Genomic DNA, 17,265 nt, shown 5'->3' with positions numbered 1-17,265 from the left:
ATGGGCCGCGCCCATGACGACTCTGCACATCGACAACGTCTCCCGCTGGTTCGGCAACGTGGTCGCCGTCAACGACGTCTCCATGACCGTCGGCCCCGGCGTCACCGGTCTGCTCGGCCCCAACGGCGCCGGCAAATCCACCCTCATCAACATGATGGGCGGCTTCCTCGCGCCCTCCACCGGCACCGTCACCCTCGACGGGAAGACCATCTGGCGCAACGAACAGGTCTACCGCGAGATCGGCCTCGTCCCCGAGCGCGAGGCGATGTACGACTTCCTGACCGGCCTGGAGTTCGTCCGCGCCAACGCCGAGCTGCACGGCCTGGGCGCCAAGGAGGCCCAACGTGCCCTCGCCACGGTCGAGATGGAGTACGCGCAGGACCGCAGGATCGACACGTACAGCAAGGGCATGCGCCAGCGGGTGAAGATGGCCTCCGCGCTCGTCCACGAGCCGTCCGTGCTCCTCCTCGACGAGCCGTTCAACGGCATGGACCCGCGGCAGCGCATGCAACTGATGGACCTGCTGCGCCAGATGGGCGCCGAGGGCCGCACCGTGCTGTTCTCCTCCCACATCCTGGAGGAGGTCGAGCAGCTCGCCGCCCATATCGAGGTGGTCGTCGCGGGGCGGCACGCGGCCTCCGGCGACTTCCGCAAGATCCGCCGGCTGATGACGGACCGGCCGCACCGCTATCTGGTGCGCTCCAGCGACGACCGGGCCCTCGCCGCCGCGCTCATCGCCGACGCGTCGACCTCGGGCATCGAGGTGGACGTCCAGGAGGGCGCGCTGCGCGTCCAGGCCGTCGACTTCGACCGCTTCACCACCCTGCTGCCGCGGCTCGCCCGCGCGCACGGCATCCGGCTCCTGACGGTCTCGCCCTCCGACGAGTCCCTGGAATCGGTCTTCTCCTATCTCGTAGCGGCCTGAAAGGAGCCCTGGCGCCATGTATCACCCGACCGTCGCCCGGCTCACCTACCGGGGGCTCCTCGGCCGCCGCCGTGCCTTCATCCTCTTCGCGCTGCCCGCGCTCCTGATCGTCATTTCCGCCGTCATCCGCGCGCTGACCGGAGCCGACGACGACACCGCGACCAACGTCCTGGGCGGCTTCGCGCTGGCCACCATGGTGCCGCTCATCGGCGTGATCGCCGGTACGGGAGCGATCGGCCCGGAGATCGACGACGGCTCGGTGATCTATCTGCTCTCCAAGCCGGTCCCGCGCCACACGGTCATCCTCACCAAGCTGATCGTCGCCATCAGCGTCACCGTGGCCTTCTCGGCGGTGCCCACCCTGATCGCGGGCTTCGTGCTGAACGGCAACAGCCGGCAGATCGCCGTGGCCTACGCGGTGGCCGCCGCGGTCGCCTCCGTCGCCTACAGCGCGATCTTCCTGCTGCTGGGCACCGTCACCCGGCACGCCGTCGTGGCGGGCCTGGTCTACGCCCTGGTGTGGGAGACGCTCTTCGGCAGCCTCATCCCCGGCGCCCGCACGCTCAGCGTCCAGCAGTGGTCGCTCTCCCTCGCGCAGAGGATCGGCGCGGAGGGCGCGGTCAGTTCGGACGTCGGCCTGCCCGTCGCGGTCACCCTGCTGATCGCCGTCACCGCCGCGGCGACCTGGTACGCGAGCCGGAAGCTGCGCACGCTCACGCTCGCCGGCGAGGAGTGACACAGGACGGACGAGGTAAGGGGCGGTCTCCATAGGAGACCGCCCCTTACCTATCGCCGAGTCGCCGCCTACACGCGCTCGTCCAGCAGTGCCCGCGCTATGTCCAGCTGCACCGGCGAGAGCGCGACGACCTCGCCGTCCTCGGCGTCCTCCAGGTCCCACAGGGCGTTCTGGAGCACCCTCCCGAGCGTCCAGCGCGCCGCGCGCCGCCGGTCCAGGCCGAGCACCTCGGTCATCAGGTCGAAGCGGCGCAGGACCGCCCCCCTCACGTCACCGGTCGCGGTGAGGTCGTCCCACCGGTCGTGCATGGCGGGCAGCAGCTCGAAGCCGGGGTCGCCCACGAGCGGCTTGGGGTCGATGGCCAGCCAGGGCTCCCGGCCGGAACCGGGCAGCGGCGCCAGCACGTTGGCGTAGTGCAGGTCCCAGTGGAGCAGCCGCCCTTCGCCGGGCTCGGCGGCCACCTCCCGTACGGCGGCCGCGCAGTCGGCCATCACGCGGCGCTCGGCGGCGTCGGGCACGGTGGGCAGGGCGGAGGGCACTTCGGCCAGCATCGCGGCGCTGACGTCGGCCAGCGTGCGCAGCCCGGCCGGAGCGGGGGTCTTGAGCAGCCGGGCGAGCAGCTCGGAGAGCGTACGGACGGCGTCCTCGGCGTCCGGCACGGACAGCAGGGAGCGGTCGGCGTCCAGCCGCTCCAGCAGCATCGTGCCGGACTCCGCGTCGTGGTCGAGGAGGGCGACGGCTCCGTCGCCGCCCCAGGCGCGCAGCGCGGCCGGTTCGTCGACGCTCTCGTCGGTGACCGGCTGGAGCTTGAGCGCGGCCCGGGAGCCGTCCGCGCGGCGTACGGGCAGGACGAGCGCGACCATGCCGTGCGAGGCCGGGCCGTCGAGCCGCAGCCCCCAGCGGTCCAGGAAGTCCGCCGCGAGGTCCGGCAGGGCGGCGACCCAGGCGCGCCCCACCTCTCCGTCGAAGGTGTCGTGGAAGCCGGCGAGTTCGGCGGGGACGGTGATCCGGGAAGGCACGTACATGGGTGGCGCTCTCCTCGTGACAGGTGGGAGGCCCCGGGGGCCTCCCTGTCATCCCAACGTCTCAGATCTTCCGATCGCGCCCGGCTCCCAGCCCGAGACACAGCAGACCCGCGCAGACCACGAGCAGCGCCACGATCGGTACGGTCCAGCCGCCGGTCGCCTGGTGCAGGGCGCCGAGGGCGAACGGGCCGACGGCGGCCAGCAGATAGCCCCAGGTCTGTGCCATGCCCGACAGCCTGGCCGCCGTGTGCGCGTCGCGGGTGCGCAGCACCATCATCGTCAGCGCGAGGCCCAGGGCGCCGCCCTGTCCCACGCCGAGCAGCGTCGCCCAGAGCCAGGCGCCGGCGACCGGCGCCACGAGCAGGCCCGCGACACCGGCCGCCATGAACACCACGACACCGGCCGCCAGCGACCGCTGGGAGCGCATCCGGCCGGCGAGCATCGGCACCACGAACGAGCCGACGGCCTGCACCAGCGTGCTGAACGCGAAGACGAGTCCGGCCTGCGCCTTGCTCATCCCGTGGTCGGTGAAGATCGTCGGCAGCCAGGCGATGATCACGTACGCCACGAGCGACTGCGAGCCCATGAACAGCGTGATCTGCCAGGCGAGCGGGATGCGGGTCAGCCGCGGCCCGTCGTCGGCCGCCCGGGGCGCCGGGGCGGCTCCCGGGCGCTCCGTCGCGGCCTGGCGGGCGGCGCCGCGGGCGAGGACGGCCTGCGGGGCCCACGCGGCCGCGGCGACGGCCGCCAGCACCGCCCAGGAGGCGAGGGAGCCCTGCCAGCCGCCGAGCGCGTTCTCCAGCGGCACGGCGCTGGCGGCGGAGACGGTGGCGCCGAGGATCATCGCGGTCGAGTAGAGCGCGGTCATGCCCGCCGCCCGCTCGGGGAAGTCCCGCTTGATCAGGCCGGGCATCAGGACGTTGAGCAGGGCTATCGCGGTGCCGACGAGCGCGCAGCCGACGAACAGCGCGACGACCGGTGGCGCGATGCGCAGCAGGATGCCGCCGCACAGCAGGACGAGCGCGCCGCAGAGGACGGCCTCCGTGCCCCACCGGCGGGCCAGTTTCGGCGCGAGGATCGAGCCGAGCCCCATGAAGACGAGCGGAATGGTGGTCACCAGGCTGCTCGCGGTCGCCGCCAGGTGGAAGTGGTCGCCGATCTCACCGAGCAGCGGCGACACACCGGCCAGCGCGGCCCGCATGTTGAGCGAGGCCAGGACGATGCCCAGCAGGACGAGCAGGGGGTGGGCCCGCATCCGCCGGGCGGCGGCAGCGGGTGGCGCGAACTCCCCGGCGGCCACGGCGTCTTCCGTGACGGTCAGTGGTGCTTGCGACCTCGTTTCGGACATGGGGGCCTTTCCAGGGAGTGCGGTGGTACGTGAGGGGGCGTGGTGAGCGGGGGGTCAGCTCTCCGAGAGGAGCGACTCCACCGCCTGCTTCGGACGTTCGAGCAGCAGGCGGCAGGCGTGCGCCGCCGCGTCCGGGTCGCCGGAGGCGATGGCGGTCATGAGGGCGTGGTGGTCGCCGTGGAGGACGCGCGGCATCTCGCGGTCGTCGAGCGCGGTGAGCAGGGCCTCGCGCACGGAGCTGCTGAACCACGCGTAGGTGGCGGACAGCGCGCTGTTGTGGGCGGCGTCCACGACCGCCTTGTGGAACTCGATGTCGTGGTCCGCGTAGAGCTCCAGATCGCCCGAGCCGGGTTGGCCCTCGGTGTCCTCCAGGGCCTCCTGCGCGTCCAGCGCGGCACGCATCCGCTCCAGGTCGGCGGGCTCGTGCCGGAGCGCCGCGAGCCGGGCGGCCTCCGCCTCCAGGGCGATGCGCAGCTCCAGGACGTCCCGGATGCCCGCGCGCCGCACTCCGCGCATGATCTCGGCGGGGTCGGCCATGGAGACGACGAACGTGCCCTCGCCCTGACGGGAGCGCAGCATCCCGGCGTGCACGAGGACGCGGACGGCCTCGCGGACGGTGTTCCGTCCGACCTGGAGCTGCTCGGCGAGCGCGTGCTCGGTCGGGATGCGCTCGCCGACCTTCCACTCCCCGGCGGCGACCTGCGCGCGCAACTGATCCACGACGGTGTCCACCAGGGACTGCCGTCCCGCCGCACGCAGTGCCATTCCGCTGCTCCTCTTGCCGCTCTCTCCGACTCAACCGGTTGCCCAGTCATCCTACAACTGCGCACGAACGCTCTTCGGGCTACCTTCGGAGGGTGCTCCGCAGCGAACCCTGCCTCCGGATGTACGCCCGGATGTCCGCCTGGGTGCGGTCGGCGCCCGGTACCCACATCTGGCTGCTGATCATCGGCGTCACCAGCCTCGTCATCGCCGCGGCCAGCCAGGGCCTGGAGACGTTCCTCCTGCACCGCAACAGCAGCAACATCCACGAGCTGAACAAGCACCCCGTGCAGTCGCTGCTGATCAGCGGCTTCTGGATCGAGAACCCGTCGTCGTTCCTGCTCTACGTCGCGCTCTTCGAGATCTTCCACGCCAATGTCGAACGCTGGATCGGCACCCTGCGCTGGCTCGTCACGGTCACCGTCGCGCACGTCGTGGCCACGCTCGTGAGCCAGGAGGTCGTGCTGCTGTCGATCCAGGACCACGCGCTGCCCCGCTCGATGAAGCACGTTGTCGACATAGGCGTCTCGTACGGGCTGGCGGCGGCGGCCGGGATCCTCGCCTACCGCGTGCCGCGGCCCTGGCGGTGGCCGTATCTGGCGGGCGCGGTGCTCTTCTTCGCGGTGCCGCTGCTGACCGGCGGGACGTACACGGACGTCGGCCACGCGATCGCGCTGGCGATCGGGCTGGTGTGCGGGCCGCTGACGCGCGGCCGCCCGCCGTGGGACTTCGCCGCCGGCCACGAGCATCTGCGGAGGGCCTGTGAGCCCCTGCGCGGGCGCGGGACCGACGTCAGGTGAAGCGGGCCCGGTCAGGGTGAGGCGGGCCCGGTCAGGGTGAGGCGGGCCCGGTCTCAGGCGAAGCGCGGGACGCGCCTTTAGCTGCCTTTAGACGAAGAGGCGGTCCAGGACCGTCGCGATGCCGTCGTCCTCGTTGGAGTCCGTGACCTCGTCCGCCACGGACTTCAGCTCCTGGTGCGCGTTGGCCATCGCCACACCGTGTGCCGCCCAGGCGAACATCGGGACGTCGTTCGGCATGTCGCCGAAGGCGATCGTGTCCACCGCCTTCATGCCGAGGCGGCGCGCGGCCAGCGAGAGGCCGGTGGCCTTGCTCAGGCCCAGCGGCAGCAGCTCGACGATCCCGGCGCCCGCCATGGTCACGCCCACCAGGTCACCGGCGACGGCGCGCGCGACCTCGGCGAGGCCGTCGTCGTCCAGGTCGGGGTGCTGGAGGTAGAGCTTGTTCAGCGGCGCGGCCCACAGGTCGGCCGGGTCCGTGATCGGGACGGCCGGCAGCGGGCCCTCCTGGATGCGGTAGCCGGGGCCGACCAGGACGTCGCCGTCCATGCCGTCGCGGCTGGCCGCGAGGTAGAGCGGCCCGACCTCCGCCTCGATCTTGGCGAGTGCCAGCCCGGCGAGCTGCCGGTCCAGCGTCACCGACGTCAGCAGTCTGTGCTCACCCGCGTGATAAACCTGCGCGCCCTGCCCGCACACCGCGAGTCCCTGATAGTCCAGGGAGTCGAGGATGTGCTTCGTCCACGGGACGGAGCGCCCGGTGACGATGATGTGCGAGGCGCCCGCCGCCGTCACCCGTTCGAGCGCGGCGCGGGTGCGCTCCGAGACGGTGTCGTCGGAGCGCAGCAGCGTGCCGTCGAGATCGGTAGCGATCAGGCGGTAGGGCAGCTCAGTCACTGTGTCGTCCTCGCTTCTCCCTCGGACTCCGTCCGGGGGCACCCCCATCCGCCCGCGTGGCGCGGCGGTGCGGCCATCGTCGTCATCCGCGGCCCGGCGGCCACGCGTGCGCGGCTCACCGGGCGAGAGGCTCCAGGACCTCCCGGCCGCCCAGATACGGGCGGAGCACCTCCGGCACGCGCACGGTGCCGTCGGCCTGCTGGTGGTTCTCCAGGAGTGCCACGATCGTGCGCGGGACGGCGCAGAGCGTGCCGTTGAGCGTCGCCAGCGGCTTGACGGTCTTGCCGTCGCGCATGCGCACCGACAGGCGGCGCGACTGGAACTCGTCGCAGTTGGACGTCGACGTCAGCTCGCGGTACTTCCCCTGGGTGGGGATCCACGCCTCGCAGTCGAACTTGCGCGAGGCGGACGAGCCCAGGTCACCCGTGGCGACGTCGATCACCTGGTAGGGCAGCTCCAGGCTGTTCAGCCACTGCTTCTCCCACTCCAGCAGGCGCGCGTGCTCCGCCTCGGAGTCCTCCGGCGCGACGTACGAGAACATCTCGACCTTGTCGAACTGGTGGACCCGGAAGATGCCGCGGGTGTCCTTGCCGTACGTGCCGGCCTCGCGGCGGAAGCACGGCGAGAAGCCGGCGTAGCGCAGGGGCAGCTGCGAAGCGTCCAGGATCTCGTCCATGTGGTACGCCGCGAGCGGCACCTCGGAGGTGCCCACCAGATAGAAGTCGTCCTTCTCCAGGTGGTAGACGTCCTGCGCGGCCTGGCCGAGGAAGCCGGTGCCCTCCATGGCGCGCGGCTTGACCAGCGCGGGGGTGAGCATCGGTGTGAAACCGGCCGCCGTGGCCTGCGCGATGGCGGCGTTGACGAGGGCGAGCTCGAGCAGGGCGCCGACGCCCGTCAGGTAGTAGAAACGCGAGCCGGACACCTTGGCGCCGCGCTCGACGTCGATGGCGCCGAGCGCCTGGCCGAGCTCCAGGTGGTCCTTGGGCTCGAAGCCCTCGGCGGCGAAGTCGCGGGGGGTGCCGACGGTCTCCAGGACGACGAAGTCGTCCTCGCCGCCGCGCGGGACGTCCGGGTGGACGATGTTGCCGATCCGGAGCAGGAGGCGCTGCGCCTCGGCGGCGGCCTCGTCCTGCTCGGCGTCGGCGGCCTTGACGGCGGCGGACAGCTCACCGGCCCGCTTCAGCAGCTCGGCCTTCTCGTCACCGGCGGCCTTGGGGATGAGCTTGCCGAGCGACTTCTGCTCGGAGCGGAGTTCGTCGAAGCGGACGCTGGACGACCTGCGCCGTTCGTCGGCGGAGAGCAGCGCGTCGACGACGTCGACGTCCTCTCCACGGGCGCGCTGGGAGGCGCGCACACGGTCGGGGTCCTCACGAAGCAGGCGAAGGTCAATCACCCCACCAGGCTACCGTTGCGGGCGCGATCACTCGACGCGATATTCCTCTTCGTTGTGTTTTGTCCCATTTTGGGGAGAGTGGAAAAGGCTGTGAATAACCGGGCCCGCCGCCGTGCCGGGAAATTCCAGCGCTTTTGGCGAAATGGGGCATAGGGGCGGTCCGGTGGGTCGATCGGCCTTGTGGAGAGCGGGAGTTGACGGAGCTGTTGTCCACAGGAGTCGGATCCTCCGTTTTCTTTGTCCACAGGCTGTGCGCGGAATCTGTGGACGCCGGAATCGAACGTTCCATCCGGGCCTCTCCGGCACCGTGAATTGCCTACCCAAACCCCACTTAGCCACTCATTCGGGTGGTATTGCCTCGCCCTAAAGGGTTGATGGCCGGTATTCGGCTGACGAATGAGGGGTGTTGGGCACGCAGGGTGCGGCTTGGCGCTGTGGATGACGAGCCTGTGGTTAGAGCGATTTGTCGACCTTGACCGACCGGATCGCGCTCCTGGACCCTCGATCTGTCGACTTATCCCCAGGGCGGGGGGATCCTGTGGATAACTCTGTGGATCATGATCTTGGGCGGCTCTGCCGAAGATCGTCGATCATACGCGGACGATCAGGCCCCGCCGGCGTCCAGCCCGCCGTCCGCGCACCGCGCCAGCCACTCCGCCGCCTCCAGGAACGCGCTGTCCGATGTCCCGGGCCGCGGCGCAGGGGTCGCCTCCGTGCCCGCCCGCGGATACGAGCCCAAAAAGCGCACCTTCGGGAACGTCCGCTTGAGCCCCATCAGCGCCTCGCCCACCCGGCGGTCGGTGATGTGCCCCTCGCAGTCCACCGAGAAGCAGTAGCGGCCCATGCCCTCGCCCGTCGGCCGCGACTCGATCCGCATCAGGTTCACCCCGCGCGCCGCGAACTCCTGGAGCAGCTCCAGCAGCGCTCCCGGATGGTCGTCACCGAGCCAGACGACCAGCGACGTGCGGTCCGAGCCGGTGCGCGCCGACGGCCGCGCCGGGCGCCCGGCGAGCACGAAGCGGGTCTGCGCGTTCTGCGCGTCGTGGATGTCCTTGACCAGCGGCTCCAGTCTGTACGTCGCCGCCGCGAACTCGCCCGCGAACGCCGCGTCGTAGCGCCCCTCCCGCACCAGGCGCGCGCCGTCCGCGTTGGACGCGGAGGACTCCCACACGGCGTCCGGCAGGTGCGCGGCCAGCCACTTGCGCACCTGCGGCTGTGCCACGGGATGGCCGGTCACCGTCTTGATGCCGGCCAGCTCCGTGCCGGGGCGCACCAGCAGCGCGAAGGCGATCCGGAGCAGCACCTCGCGGTAGATCATCAGCGGGGCGCCGGTGGCGAGTTCGTCGAGGGTCGCGGTGACCCCGCCCTCCACGGAGTTCTCGATCGGCACGAGCGCCGCCGCGGCCTCGCCGTTGCGCACGGCGTCGAGCGCGGCCGGCACGGAGACCATGGGCACGAGCTCGCGCGTGGCCGCCTCCGGCAGCGTGCGCAGGGCGGCCTCGGTGAAGGTGCCCTCGGGTCCGAGATAGGTGTAGCGGCTGGCCGGCATCACGCGTGGCGCTCCTCGCGGTGGGTACGGGGCGGGCCCCGCCACACTACCCAGGTCTCCGCGGGTGCCCCTGGGGAAGCCGGGGCACCCGGCACCGCCCGGGGTCAGCCCTCCAGCAGCCGCTGTCCGACGTACTCGCCCTCCGCGCAGCCGCCCGGCACCGCGAAGAGCGCGCTCGACTCGTGGCGCAGGAAGCGCGAGAGGCCGTCGCCCCGGTCGAGCTTGCGCTGCACCGGGACGAAGCCCTTGCGCGGGTCCGCCTGCCAGGCGATGAAGAGCAGGCCCGCGTCCGGAGCGCCGTCGTCCAGGAAGCCGTCGTGATAGGAGAACGCCCGTCTGAGCATCGCCGCGCCCCGGTTGGACTCCGGGGCCGCCACCCGGATGTGCGCGTCCCCGGCGATGGCCAGCGAGCCGTCCGCGCCGATCTTGTTGAGGTCGACCGGCGTCGTCTCGGTGCCGCCCGACAGCGGTGCCCCGTCCGACTTGCGCCGTCCGATCACCTTCTCCTGGCGCTCCAGGGACAGATGGTCCCAGCTGTCGAGCAGCATGCGGACGCGCCGTACGACCGCGTAGGAACCGCCCGCCATCCAGTCGCCGGAGTCGTCCGGCACGAAGATCCGGGTGCCGAAGTCGGAGTCCGTCGGCTTCGGATTGTTCGTACCGTCGATCTGGCCCATCAGATTGCGGCCGGTCATCGGCTTGGAGGTGGCGCCGGGTGTCCGGTTGAAGCCGTTCATCTGCCAGCGCGTCCGGGCGGTGTCCGCGGCCTGCTTCTGGATCAGCCGGAGCGCGTGGAAGGCGACGAGCGGGTCGTCGGCGCCGATCTGCACCCACAGGTCGCCGTCGCTCCGCCTGGCGTCGAGCGCGTCCCCAGTGAAGGAGGGCAGCGGTTCCAGCGCGGCGGGCCGCTTGGCGGCGAGCCCGGTCCGGTCGAAGAACGTCCTGCCGAAGCCGAAGGTGACGGTCAGGGAGGAGGGGCCGGCGTCGAGCGCGACGCCCGTGTCGTCGCCCTTCGGCGCGTTGCCCGCCGTCAGGTCGGCCGCCGTCGCCGACCAGCGCCGCAGCAGCGCCGCCGCGGCCTTGCGGTCGGCGCCGGGGGCGAGGTCGAAGGCGAGGAGGTGGCCGCACGCCTGCGCGGGGTCGGCGATGCCCGCCTGATGTCTCCCGTGAAACGGGACGGACGTGGTGCCGACCCCGGCGAGGGGCGCCGGCTTGTCCCGGGCGGCCTCGGTGGCGAAGGCGCCGCCCGCGCCGCCCACGACGAGCCCGGCGGCACCCGCCGCTCCGGCGGTGCCCAGGAGCCGGCGGCGGCTCATTCCGTGCTTCTCGGTCTGTTCAGCCATCAGTTGATCTTCACGTTCCTGAGCTCCGTGATCTGGTCGATGTCGGAGGTCCGTACGGTCAGGGTGAGCTGCCACTCGCCCGCCATGGGGAGCTGGAAGGCGGTGGCCTCCCAGCGGCCGGGGGCGATGTGCTTGAGCGTGGCGCGCAGCGGGCCGATCTTTTGCTCGGTCTGCGTGAACGACACGCCCAGCTCCGGTACTTCAACGGCGCGGCCGGTCGGGTCGGTCACGGTGACGCCGACGGTGTTGTCGCCGGAGCGGGCGGGGTCGATCCGGACGGTCGCCGTGCCGCGCCCGTTCGTGCCGCCGGTGTCGTAGGGGATCTTCACCTCGGTGGGGACCGCGTTCGACGGGGACGCGCTGCGGGCCGCCTCCTTCTGCTCGGTCTCCGCGCGGCCCGGCTGGGTGCCGGTGAGCAGGGTGGTGACGGCGAGCAGGACGACGGCGACGGCGGTCTCGGCCAGGACGGAGCGCCGCAGTCCGCTGCGGCCCTCGTCCGCGTCGCGCCGCCGCTGCCCGGCCGCCTTCGCGACCGCGGCCCGCTGCCGGGCGAGCTGGGCGGCGCGCTCGGGGGAGGCGTCGCTCTTTCTGGGCGCCTTCGCCGTGGCCTTGGGCTTCCTGGGCTCCGCACGGTCGGTGAGCCGCCCCGTCCAGCGCCGCGAGAAGTACGCGGTCCCGACGAGGAGGGCCACCAGCCCGGCCTTGATCAGCAGCAGTCGCCCGTACTCCGTGCCGGTGAGCGCGCCCCACGAGCCGACCTGGCGCCAGGACTGGTAGAGCCCGGTCGCCACCAGTACGCACACCGAGGTGAACGCGATCGTGGAGAAGCGCCGCACGGCCGCGCGCGTGATCGCCTCGCCGGTCCACAGCGTGGCCAGCAGCGCGGCCAGCCCGCCGAGCCACGCGGCGACGCCCAGCAGGTGCAGCACGTCGACCGGCATGGCGAGCCACGACTGGAGCCCGGCCGAGGCGTGTTCGGCCATCGCCCAGGTCGCCGCCAGCCCGATGGCGACGACGGCGCCGCCGATCGCGAGCCCGTAGGCGACGTCCCGCCGCTCCCCGGGGCTGCGGTCGTCGTCCTCGCGGGTGTACGAGCCGAAGAGGACGGCGAGGAAGACGGCCGCCGCGCTGAGCAGGAGCAGCCGCGACAGCAGCGCGGCCCCCGGTTTGGTGGCCAGCACGTCGCTGATGAGCGAGAGTTCGACGACGGCGCCCGGCCCCTTGCCGGTCGTATAGGCGCCCCGCAGCAGTATCAGCGCGGCCGTGGAGACGAAGAGGGTGATCCAGCCGCCGACCGCGATCCGCTGCACGGCCCGCGAGGAGCGGCACACCCCGGCGAAGACGCAGCCGCCGACGAGCAGGACGAAGCCGGCGTACGCGGCGTAGCGCCCGATGCCGTAGAGCGTGTCCACGGTCGGGTCGATCTTGGCGGTCGCCACCTTCGCCACCGTCTTCGACGGCGCGCCGATGGAGAAGGTGAACGCCCCGGCCACCGGGTGGCTGTCCGCGGAGACGGCCTGCCACGCCACGGTGTACGTGCCGTCCGCGATCCCGCTCCGCAGGCCCACGCCCGCGGTGTCGGACTTGCCGTCCACGTGCGCGGGCCTGCCCTCGTCGACGCGCGCTCCCTGCGGGTCGAGGACCCGCAGGGAGTCGGCGTTCAGCAGGACGCCCTCGGAGAAGGTGAGCCGCACGCGCTGGGGCGCGGCCGGCACCACCGATCCGTCGGCCGGGTCGGTGGCGGTCAGCGCGGCGTGCGCCGACGCGGTGGCCGCACCCGGGCCCAGCGCGCACAGCAGCGCGGCCAGCAGCATGCCGAAGAGGGCCGGCAGCCGCCCGGTGGTCAGGGTTCTCATCGCACGTCAGCCCTCGGGGCGGAACGTCGCGGACTCGACCGGCACCTGGACCTTCACCGCGCCGGAGGTGGCGAAGTGCAGCGTGAACTCGACCTTCTCGCCGACCTTGGGCTTGTGGTCGAGCTTGCCGAGCATCAGGTGCGCGCCGCCGCGGGCCAGCTTCAGCTCGCCGTTCGCGGGCACCTCCAGCTCGCCCGCGTGCTTCATCTGCGAGCCCTCGGTGGTGTGCATGGTGATGTCACCGGAGAGGGGGCTGGTGACCGACGTGAGCCGGTCGGCCTCGCCGCCGTCGTTCTTGACGGTGAGGTAGGCGGCGGCCATGTCGGTCATCGCGGGCTGCGGGAGGTAGGCACCGCTGACGGACAGCTCGGCCTTGTGGGACTTCAGGGCGTCCTTCTCGGACTGGCAGCCGGTGATCAGCAGCAGCCCCCCGGCGAGCAGGAGCGGCATGGCGGCGGCGGTGGCGACGGTGGACTTGCGCATCACGGGTTCTCCCCCTTGACGATCTTCGGGAGATCCTTGGCGTACTGGTCGGCGGTGGTTTCCGCGGTGTAGATCCAATGGGCACCGTCGTCCTTCGGCGAGAAGCCGACGACCTCGGCGCCATGGCTGACGGTGACGGAGCCGTCCTTCTCCTTCTTCGCCTTCTCCACCAGGATGCCGAGCGGCTTGGCGGCCGCCTGGATGGTGTCGAAGTCGCCGGTCAGGCCGACGATGTCCTGGCCGCCCTGGGCGTCGAGCCACTCGCGCATCCGCTTGGGGGTGTCGCGGTCGGGGTCGGTGGTGACGAAGACGATCTTCAGCTTGTCCCGGTCGGCCTGCGGCAGCTTCTTCGCGGCCGCGGCCATGTCGGAGACGACGGTCGAGCAGACGTCGGGGCAGTAGGTGTAACCGAAGTAGAGGAGCACGGGGTGCCCCTTGGTCTCCTTGATCAGCTCGTACTTCTTGTCGGACGTGTCGGTGAGGACCAGGTCCGGCTTGGCCTTCGGGCTGTCCAGGGTGATGGCGGCGGCCTTCTTGGGGGCCGCGGAGACATCGGCGACGGCCTTGTCGCCGCCGCTGTCCGAACCACCGCCACAGGCGGTGAGGGTGAGCGCGGCGGCTATCGCCAGCGCCGCGCCCAGGGTCTTGGTGCGCATGGAGCTCTTCTCCAGGGGTCGGTCAGGGGTACGGGGGCGGCGCGCTGTCGGGAGCGCCGCCCCGGTGGGGCCGTGAGGGGCGGTAGCGAACCTACGCAGGGCGGACGGGTCGGGTGCGTCCGGGCCCGCGCGCGGTCGGGTTCCGCACGCCCTCGCGGGCCGGGGCTCAGGCCGCGGAACGACGGCGTCCGGCGAGCACGCCGAAGGCCACGCCCGCGACACCGACGACGATGCCGGCGATGCCGAGCGCGCGGGCCGTGGTGTCGGAGGAGTCGGCACTCTTGTCCGCGGCGGCCTCGGCCGTCCCGCTCTTGTCGTCCTTCGTGGCTCCGCTCGCGGCGGCCTTGTCGACGAGCTTCAGCGTCGGCGCCGGGTGCTCGGCCTCCTGGCCGTTCGGCTTGGAGGGGTCGATCCAGCGGACGACCTCGTCGTCGGAGTAGGTCTGGAGCGCCTTGAAGACCAGCGCGTCGGTGTCGGTGGGCAGCTGGCCGACCGACAGCGGGAACTGCTGGAACTGGCCCGGGTCGATCTTGCCGCCGCTCCAGGTGACCTTGGTGACGGCCTCGTTGATCGTCTCGCCGTGCATCCGCACCGGCTTGTCGAGCTTGGACTTCTCGACCTTGATGTCCCAGCCCGGCACGGGCTGCGGCATCACCGAGGCGAGCGGGTGCTCGGGGTCGAGGGTGAGCTCCAGCTTCACCGTCGAGGCGTTGTCCTTCTCGTTCGGCACCTTGAGGGCGATGGTGCTGTAGCCGCCCTTCTCCGCGGTGCCGGGCTGCACGCTGACGTGTGCGAAGGCGGGTCCGGCGAGCAGCAGGACGCCACCGGCGGTGAGTCCGGCGAGGACGGGGAGGCGCAGGCGAGCGGTCTTGACGTTCATGGGAACACTCCACAGGCAGGAGGGGACAAAAGGGGAGTACGGCACGCGTGCGGTCACGGTGCGACGACTCTCCTGCCCGAAATGCCGGAATTTTTCCCGGGGATGACGGAATCCGCGCATGCCGGGACAGAGGACCGCCGGAATGCCGGATCGCTGGAGCGCGTCGCGTCGTCAGGCCGCGAGGGCGAAGCGCGGCGGTCCCCGCCTGATCACGAAGTGCTGGAGCGCCGGTTCGGCCGCCGGGCGCTCATGGTCGCCGTACGCGCCCCGGACGGGCGCCGCCAGGCGGGCGGCGTCCCGGTCCCACAGCGCGCGCACGAGCGTGAACGCGGCGCGCAGCGCCCGTACGAGCGCCGCCTCCGCGATCCCGCGCGCGGAGCGCTCCGAGAGCCCGACCACCCGCCACAGCGCGACCTCGCCGCGCCGCAGCAGCCAGCCGAGCGCGAGGGCCGCCAGCAGGTGGCCGAGCAGCATCGGCAGCGAGGGCAGCAGGGCGTGCAGCGTGGACTGCGGCTCCATGGGCATGCGTTGCGGCATGGCCATCCGCGCGGGGTGCACGGCCGGGTCGAGCCCGGCGTCCGTGATGACGCGGCGCGCCTCGGCTGCCGACATCGGGTGCGGCCGGTTGCAGATCAGGCGGGCTGCGAAATCGATCACCCGGCCCTCGGGGCCCGCCTGCCGGGTCGCCGTACCGGCGCCCTGCTGGCCGAGCCCGAAGAGCGCGTGCAGCGCGAGCTGTCCGGCGGCCAGCGCGGCCGCGATGCCCGGCAGCGAACGCTCGCGTCCCGCCAGCGGCACGACCAGCGCGAACACCGCCACGAAGGCCGCGCCCAGCGTCCACAGCGGCACGCTCGCGCAGGAAGCCAGCACATGCCCGCCCGCGGACAGCAGTACACAGGCCGCGGTGAACACCGCGGCCCGGAACAGTCGCAGATCGGCGCCGGCGCGCGCGACGGGATGAGGCATGGCCGCGCCATCATCCCATCGGACTTACCCCTTCCCTACGGCAGGGGGCGCTCATGGGGGGCGCATGGGCGCACGCGGGTTCGAGCGCCATACACCGATGCACCCGCCGGGCGCGTCGTCCGAATGAGCGGTCTCACACATCCGACAGGCTTACGGGTCGATGGTGGTGGCTATACGTATCGGTATATCGAGCCGCGGCCAGGAGGCTGAGCATGAGCATTTGGTGGTCACTCCATCTGCGGCGCGAGGCCGCGAGCGTTCCGCTCGCCCGGCGACTGCTGGTCGGCACCATGGAAACGGCCGGCGTCGATCCCGACATCTCCTACGACCTGTCGGTGGCGCTCAGCGAGGCGTGTGCGAACGCGGTCGAGCACGGCGGCGACTCCTCCACCGGATATCTGGTGACGGCCTTCATCGACGGCGACACCTGCCGGATCGAGGTCACCGACTCCGGACCGGGCTTCCCGGAGCAGCCGCGCCGCCACGACCGGCGTCGCCCGCGCACCGCCCATCAGGCCCCGCAGCCCGTGGCCCCCGCCCATGACGAACACGGCAGGGGCCTCTTCCTTATCGAGTCCCTGACCGACCACGTCCGGGTCCGCAACCGCCCGGGCCACCCGGGCGCGGTCGTCAGCTTCGACAAGATCCTCAAGTGGAGAGAGGACGCGGCGCTGCTCAGGGCGTCGTGAGCGCCGAGGTCCCCTCGTGTGGGCCCTGCCCACGGGCGCGCGCCGGTAGCTGCTCCTAGCGTGGCAATACCGGCAATTCACGCGTTCCAGGAGAGGCCCATGCCCAGCCCCACGCGCACGCTCAAGGACAAGGTCGTCGTCATCGGCGGCGCCTCCAGGAATCTCGGCGGTCTCATCGCCAGAGAAGTCGGCAAGGACGGCGCCAAGGTCGTCGTCCACTACAACAGCCCGTCCTCGAAGGAGGCGGCCGAGAAGACCGCCGCCGACGTCGAGAAGGCGGGCGGCGAAGCGGTTGTCCACGAGGCCGACCTGACCAAGGTGACCGAGGTCGAGGGACTCTTCGAGGTCGCCGAGGGCGCTTTCGGCAGGATCGACTGCATGGTGAACACCGCCGGCATGGTGATCAAGAAGCCGATGACGGAGGTCACGGAGGAGGAGTACGACCGGATGTTCGCGGTCAACTCCAAGGCGGCCTACTTCATGATGCGCGAGGCCGCCAAGCGGCTCCAGGACGGCGGGAAGATCGTCACCATCGTGACCTCGCTGCTCGCCGCGTACACCGGCCTGTACTCCGTCTACGCGGGCAGCAAGGCACCGGTCGAGCACTTCACGCGGGCGCTGTCGAAGGAGCTCTTCGGGCGGAACATCTCGGTCAACAACATCGCGCCCGGCCCGATGGACACCGGCTTCTTCTACCCGGCCGAGACGGACGACTCCATCGCGTACCACAAGTCCTCGGCGATGAACGGTGACCTGACCAAGATCGAGGACATCGTGCCGTACGTGAAGTTCCTGCTCACGGACGGCTGGTGGCTGAACGGCCAGACGCTCTTCATCAACGGCGGCTACACGACGCGCTGAGGCGGCCGGGGGGGGGGGGGGGGGGGGGGGGGGGGGGGGGGGGGAGGGGGGGGGGGGGGGGGGGGGGGGGGGGGGGGGGGCGGGGGGTTCGTGTTATGGGGC

The 17,265-nt window shown here is 71.8% G+C and carries 17 protein-coding genes; 5 read left to right on the top strand and 12 right to left on the bottom strand.

Going from position 1 to position 17,265, the window contains the following annotated elements:
• The first annotated feature begins 13 nt into the window (after positions 1-13).
• Positions 14-925 carry an ABC transporter ATP-binding protein gene (locus tag ACZ4A5_RS04065; protein WP_398871021.1) on the top strand — a complete coding sequence of 304 codons (912 nt, stop codon included), beginning with the start codon at positions 14-16 and terminating at the stop codon, positions 923-925.
• A 16-nt stretch (positions 926-941) separates the two neighbouring features.
• The gene (locus ACZ4A5_RS04060; protein ID WP_467578203.1) at positions 942-1,661 is read left to right on the top strand and encodes an ABC transporter permease; all 720 of its coding nucleotides are present in this window, start codon (positions 942-944) and stop codon (positions 1,659-1,661) included.
• Between the two features lie 68 nt (positions 1,662-1,729).
• On the opposite strand, the gene ACZ4A5_RS04055 is transcribed toward ACZ4A5_RS04060, so the two are convergent.
• The 3 genes from ACZ4A5_RS04055 to ACZ4A5_RS04045 form a co-directional block, all read right to left on the bottom strand.
• Positions 1,730-2,686, bottom strand: a complete 957-nt coding sequence (locus ACZ4A5_RS04055; protein ID WP_467578201.1) for an aminoglycoside phosphotransferase family protein — start codon at positions 2,684-2,686, stop codon at positions 1,730-1,732.
• A 61-nt stretch (positions 2,687-2,747) separates the two neighbouring features.
• On the bottom strand, positions 2,748-4,034 hold the full coding sequence (locus ACZ4A5_RS04050) for a CynX/NimT family MFS transporter (protein ID WP_467578199.1): 1,287 nt from the start codon (positions 4,032-4,034) through the stop codon (positions 2,748-2,750).
• Positions 4,035-4,088: 54 nt separating this feature from the next.
• Positions 4,089-4,799: a FadR/GntR family transcriptional regulator gene (locus ACZ4A5_RS04045; RefSeq protein ID WP_467578197.1), complete on the bottom strand. Its 711-nt coding sequence runs from the start codon at positions 4,797-4,799 to the stop codon at positions 4,089-4,091.
• Between the two features lie 119 nt (positions 4,800-4,918).
• Here ACZ4A5_RS04045 and ACZ4A5_RS04040 point away from each other — a divergent pair, with 119 nt between their 5' ends.
• The gene (locus tag ACZ4A5_RS04040; protein ID WP_467578676.1) at positions 4,919-5,596 is read left to right on the top strand and encodes a rhomboid-like protein; all 678 of its coding nucleotides are present in this window, start codon (positions 4,919-4,921) and stop codon (positions 5,594-5,596) included.
• 87 nt (positions 5,597-5,683) lie between these two features.
• Here ACZ4A5_RS04040 and ACZ4A5_RS04035 read toward each other — a convergent pair whose 3' ends face one another.
• The 9 genes from ACZ4A5_RS04035 to ACZ4A5_RS03995 all read right to left on the bottom strand — a co-directional run bounded on the left by ACZ4A5_RS04035 (position 5,684) and on the right by ACZ4A5_RS03995 (position 15,613).
• Positions 5,684-6,487 carry an HAD family hydrolase gene (locus tag ACZ4A5_RS04035; RefSeq protein WP_467578195.1) on the bottom strand — a complete coding sequence of 268 codons (804 nt, stop codon included), beginning with the start codon at positions 6,485-6,487 and terminating at the stop codon, positions 5,684-5,686.
• 115 nt (positions 6,488-6,602) lie between these two features.
• Entirely contained in the window at positions 6,603-7,880 is a 1,278-nt protein-coding gene (gene serS, locus ACZ4A5_RS04030; RefSeq protein ID WP_467578193.1) for a serine--tRNA ligase, read from the bottom strand.
• A 604-nt stretch (positions 7,881-8,484) separates the two neighbouring features.
• Complete coding sequence (pheA, locus tag ACZ4A5_RS04025; protein ID WP_467578674.1) at positions 8,485-9,429, bottom strand: prephenate dehydratase; 945 nt, start codon at positions 9,427-9,429, stop codon at positions 8,485-8,487.
• A gap of 104 nt (positions 9,430-9,533) precedes the next feature.
• A complete protein-coding gene (gene efeB / locus ACZ4A5_RS04020) occupies positions 9,534-10,772 on the bottom strand; it encodes an iron uptake transporter deferrochelatase/peroxidase subunit (protein ID WP_467578191.1) in 1,239 nt (412 codons plus the stop codon).
• The gene (locus tag ACZ4A5_RS04015; protein WP_467578189.1) at positions 10,772-12,628 is read right to left on the bottom strand and encodes a copper resistance protein CopC; all 1,857 of its coding nucleotides are present in this window, start codon (positions 12,626-12,628) and stop codon (positions 10,772-10,774) included. The genes efeB and ACZ4A5_RS04015 overlap by 1 nt, the downstream gene beginning before the upstream one ends.
• Positions 12,629-12,634: 6 nt before the next feature.
• Positions 12,635-13,111, bottom strand: a complete 477-nt coding sequence (locus ACZ4A5_RS04010) for a copper chaperone PCu(A)C (RefSeq protein WP_467578187.1) — start codon at positions 13,109-13,111, stop codon at positions 12,635-12,637.
• The gene (locus ACZ4A5_RS04005; RefSeq protein WP_467578185.1) at positions 13,111-13,767 is read right to left on the bottom strand and encodes an SCO family protein; all 657 of its coding nucleotides are present in this window, start codon (positions 13,765-13,767) and stop codon (positions 13,111-13,113) included. Before ACZ4A5_RS04005 ends, ACZ4A5_RS04010 begins: the two co-directional genes overlap by 1 nt.
• Before the next feature lie 166 nt (positions 13,768-13,933).
• Positions 13,934-14,647, bottom strand: a complete 714-nt coding sequence (locus tag ACZ4A5_RS04000; RefSeq protein WP_467578183.1) for a YcnI family copper-binding membrane protein — start codon at positions 14,645-14,647, stop codon at positions 13,934-13,936.
• A gap of 171 nt (positions 14,648-14,818) precedes the next feature.
• Positions 14,819-15,613: a hypothetical protein gene (locus ACZ4A5_RS03995; protein WP_467578181.1), complete on the bottom strand. Its 795-nt coding sequence runs from the start codon at positions 15,611-15,613 to the stop codon at positions 14,819-14,821.
• A gap of 212 nt (positions 15,614-15,825) precedes the next feature.
• Here ACZ4A5_RS03995 and ACZ4A5_RS03990 point away from each other — a divergent pair, with 212 nt between their 5' ends.
• Both ACZ4A5_RS03990 and ACZ4A5_RS03985 read left to right on the top strand, forming a co-directional pair.
• Entirely contained in the window at positions 15,826-16,302 is a 477-nt protein-coding gene (locus ACZ4A5_RS03990) for an ATP-binding protein (RefSeq protein WP_467578179.1), read from the top strand.
• A 99-nt stretch (positions 16,303-16,401) separates the two neighbouring features.
• Positions 16,402-17,163 (top strand): SDR family oxidoreductase, encoded by a 762-nt coding sequence (locus tag ACZ4A5_RS03985; RefSeq protein ID WP_467578177.1) that lies wholly within the window; start codon positions 16,402-16,404, stop codon positions 17,161-17,163.
• The last annotated feature ends 102 nt before the right edge of the window (positions 17,164-17,265 follow it).

The sequence above is a fragment of the Streptomyces sp. NPDC025618 genome (assembly GCF_055558795.1).
The sequence above is the reverse complement of the archived record's forward strand: the minus strand, read 5'-3'. Positions and strand labels throughout refer to the sequence as shown.

What these genes read in the sequence shown, in the direction of transcription:
- ACZ4A5_RS03990 (WP_467578179.1), top strand. Translation starts at nt 15,826, where the DNA reads ATGAGCATTTGGTGGTCACTCCATCTGCGGCGCGAGGCCGCGAGCGTT.
- ACZ4A5_RS04000 (WP_467578183.1), bottom strand. Translation starts at nt 14,647, where the DNA reads ATGAACGTCAAGACCGCTCGCCTGCGCCTCCCCGTCCTCGCCGGACTC.
- ACZ4A5_RS04010 (WP_467578187.1), bottom strand. Translation starts at nt 13,111, where the DNA reads ATGCGCAAGTCCACCGTCGCCACCGCCGCCGCCATGCCGCTCCTGCTC.
- ACZ4A5_RS04040 (WP_467578676.1), top strand. Translation starts at nt 4,919, where the DNA reads ATGTACGCCCGGATGTCCGCCTGGGTGCGGTCGGCGCCCGGTACCCAC.
- ACZ4A5_RS04060 (WP_467578203.1), top strand. Translation starts at nt 942, where the DNA reads ATGTATCACCCGACCGTCGCCCGGCTCACCTACCGGGGGCTCCTCGGC.
- ACZ4A5_RS04005 (WP_467578185.1), bottom strand. Translation starts at nt 13,767, where the DNA reads ATGCGCACCAAGACCCTGGGCGCGGCGCTGGCGATAGCCGCCGCGCTC.
- ACZ4A5_RS04065 (WP_398871021.1), top strand. Translation starts at nt 14, where the DNA reads ATGACGACTCTGCACATCGACAACGTCTCCCGCTGGTTCGGCAACGTG.
- ACZ4A5_RS04055 (WP_467578201.1), bottom strand. Translation starts at nt 2,686, where the DNA reads ATGTACGTGCCTTCCCGGATCACCGTCCCCGCCGAACTCGCCGGCTTC.
- ACZ4A5_RS04045 (WP_467578197.1), bottom strand. Translation starts at nt 4,799, where the DNA reads ATGGCACTGCGTGCGGCGGGACGGCAGTCCCTGGTGGACACCGTCGTG.
- ACZ4A5_RS03985 (WP_467578177.1), top strand. Translation starts at nt 16,402, where the DNA reads ATGCCCAGCCCCACGCGCACGCTCAAGGACAAGGTCGTCGTCATCGGC.
- ACZ4A5_RS03995 (WP_467578181.1), bottom strand. Translation starts at nt 15,613, where the DNA reads ATGCCTCATCCCGTCGCGCGCGCCGGCGCCGATCTGCGACTGTTCCGG.
- ACZ4A5_RS04050 (WP_467578199.1), bottom strand. Translation starts at nt 4,034, where the DNA reads ATGTCCGAAACGAGGTCGCAAGCACCACTGACCGTCACGGAAGACGCC.
- efeB (WP_467578191.1), bottom strand. Translation starts at nt 10,772, where the DNA reads ATGGCTGAACAGACCGAGAAGCACGGAATGAGCCGCCGCCGGCTCCTG.
- pheA (WP_467578674.1), bottom strand. Translation starts at nt 9,429, where the DNA reads ATGCCGGCCAGCCGCTACACCTATCTCGGACCCGAGGGCACCTTCACC.
- ACZ4A5_RS04015 (WP_467578189.1), bottom strand. Translation starts at nt 12,628, where the DNA reads ATGAGAACCCTGACCACCGGGCGGCTGCCGGCCCTCTTCGGCATGCTG.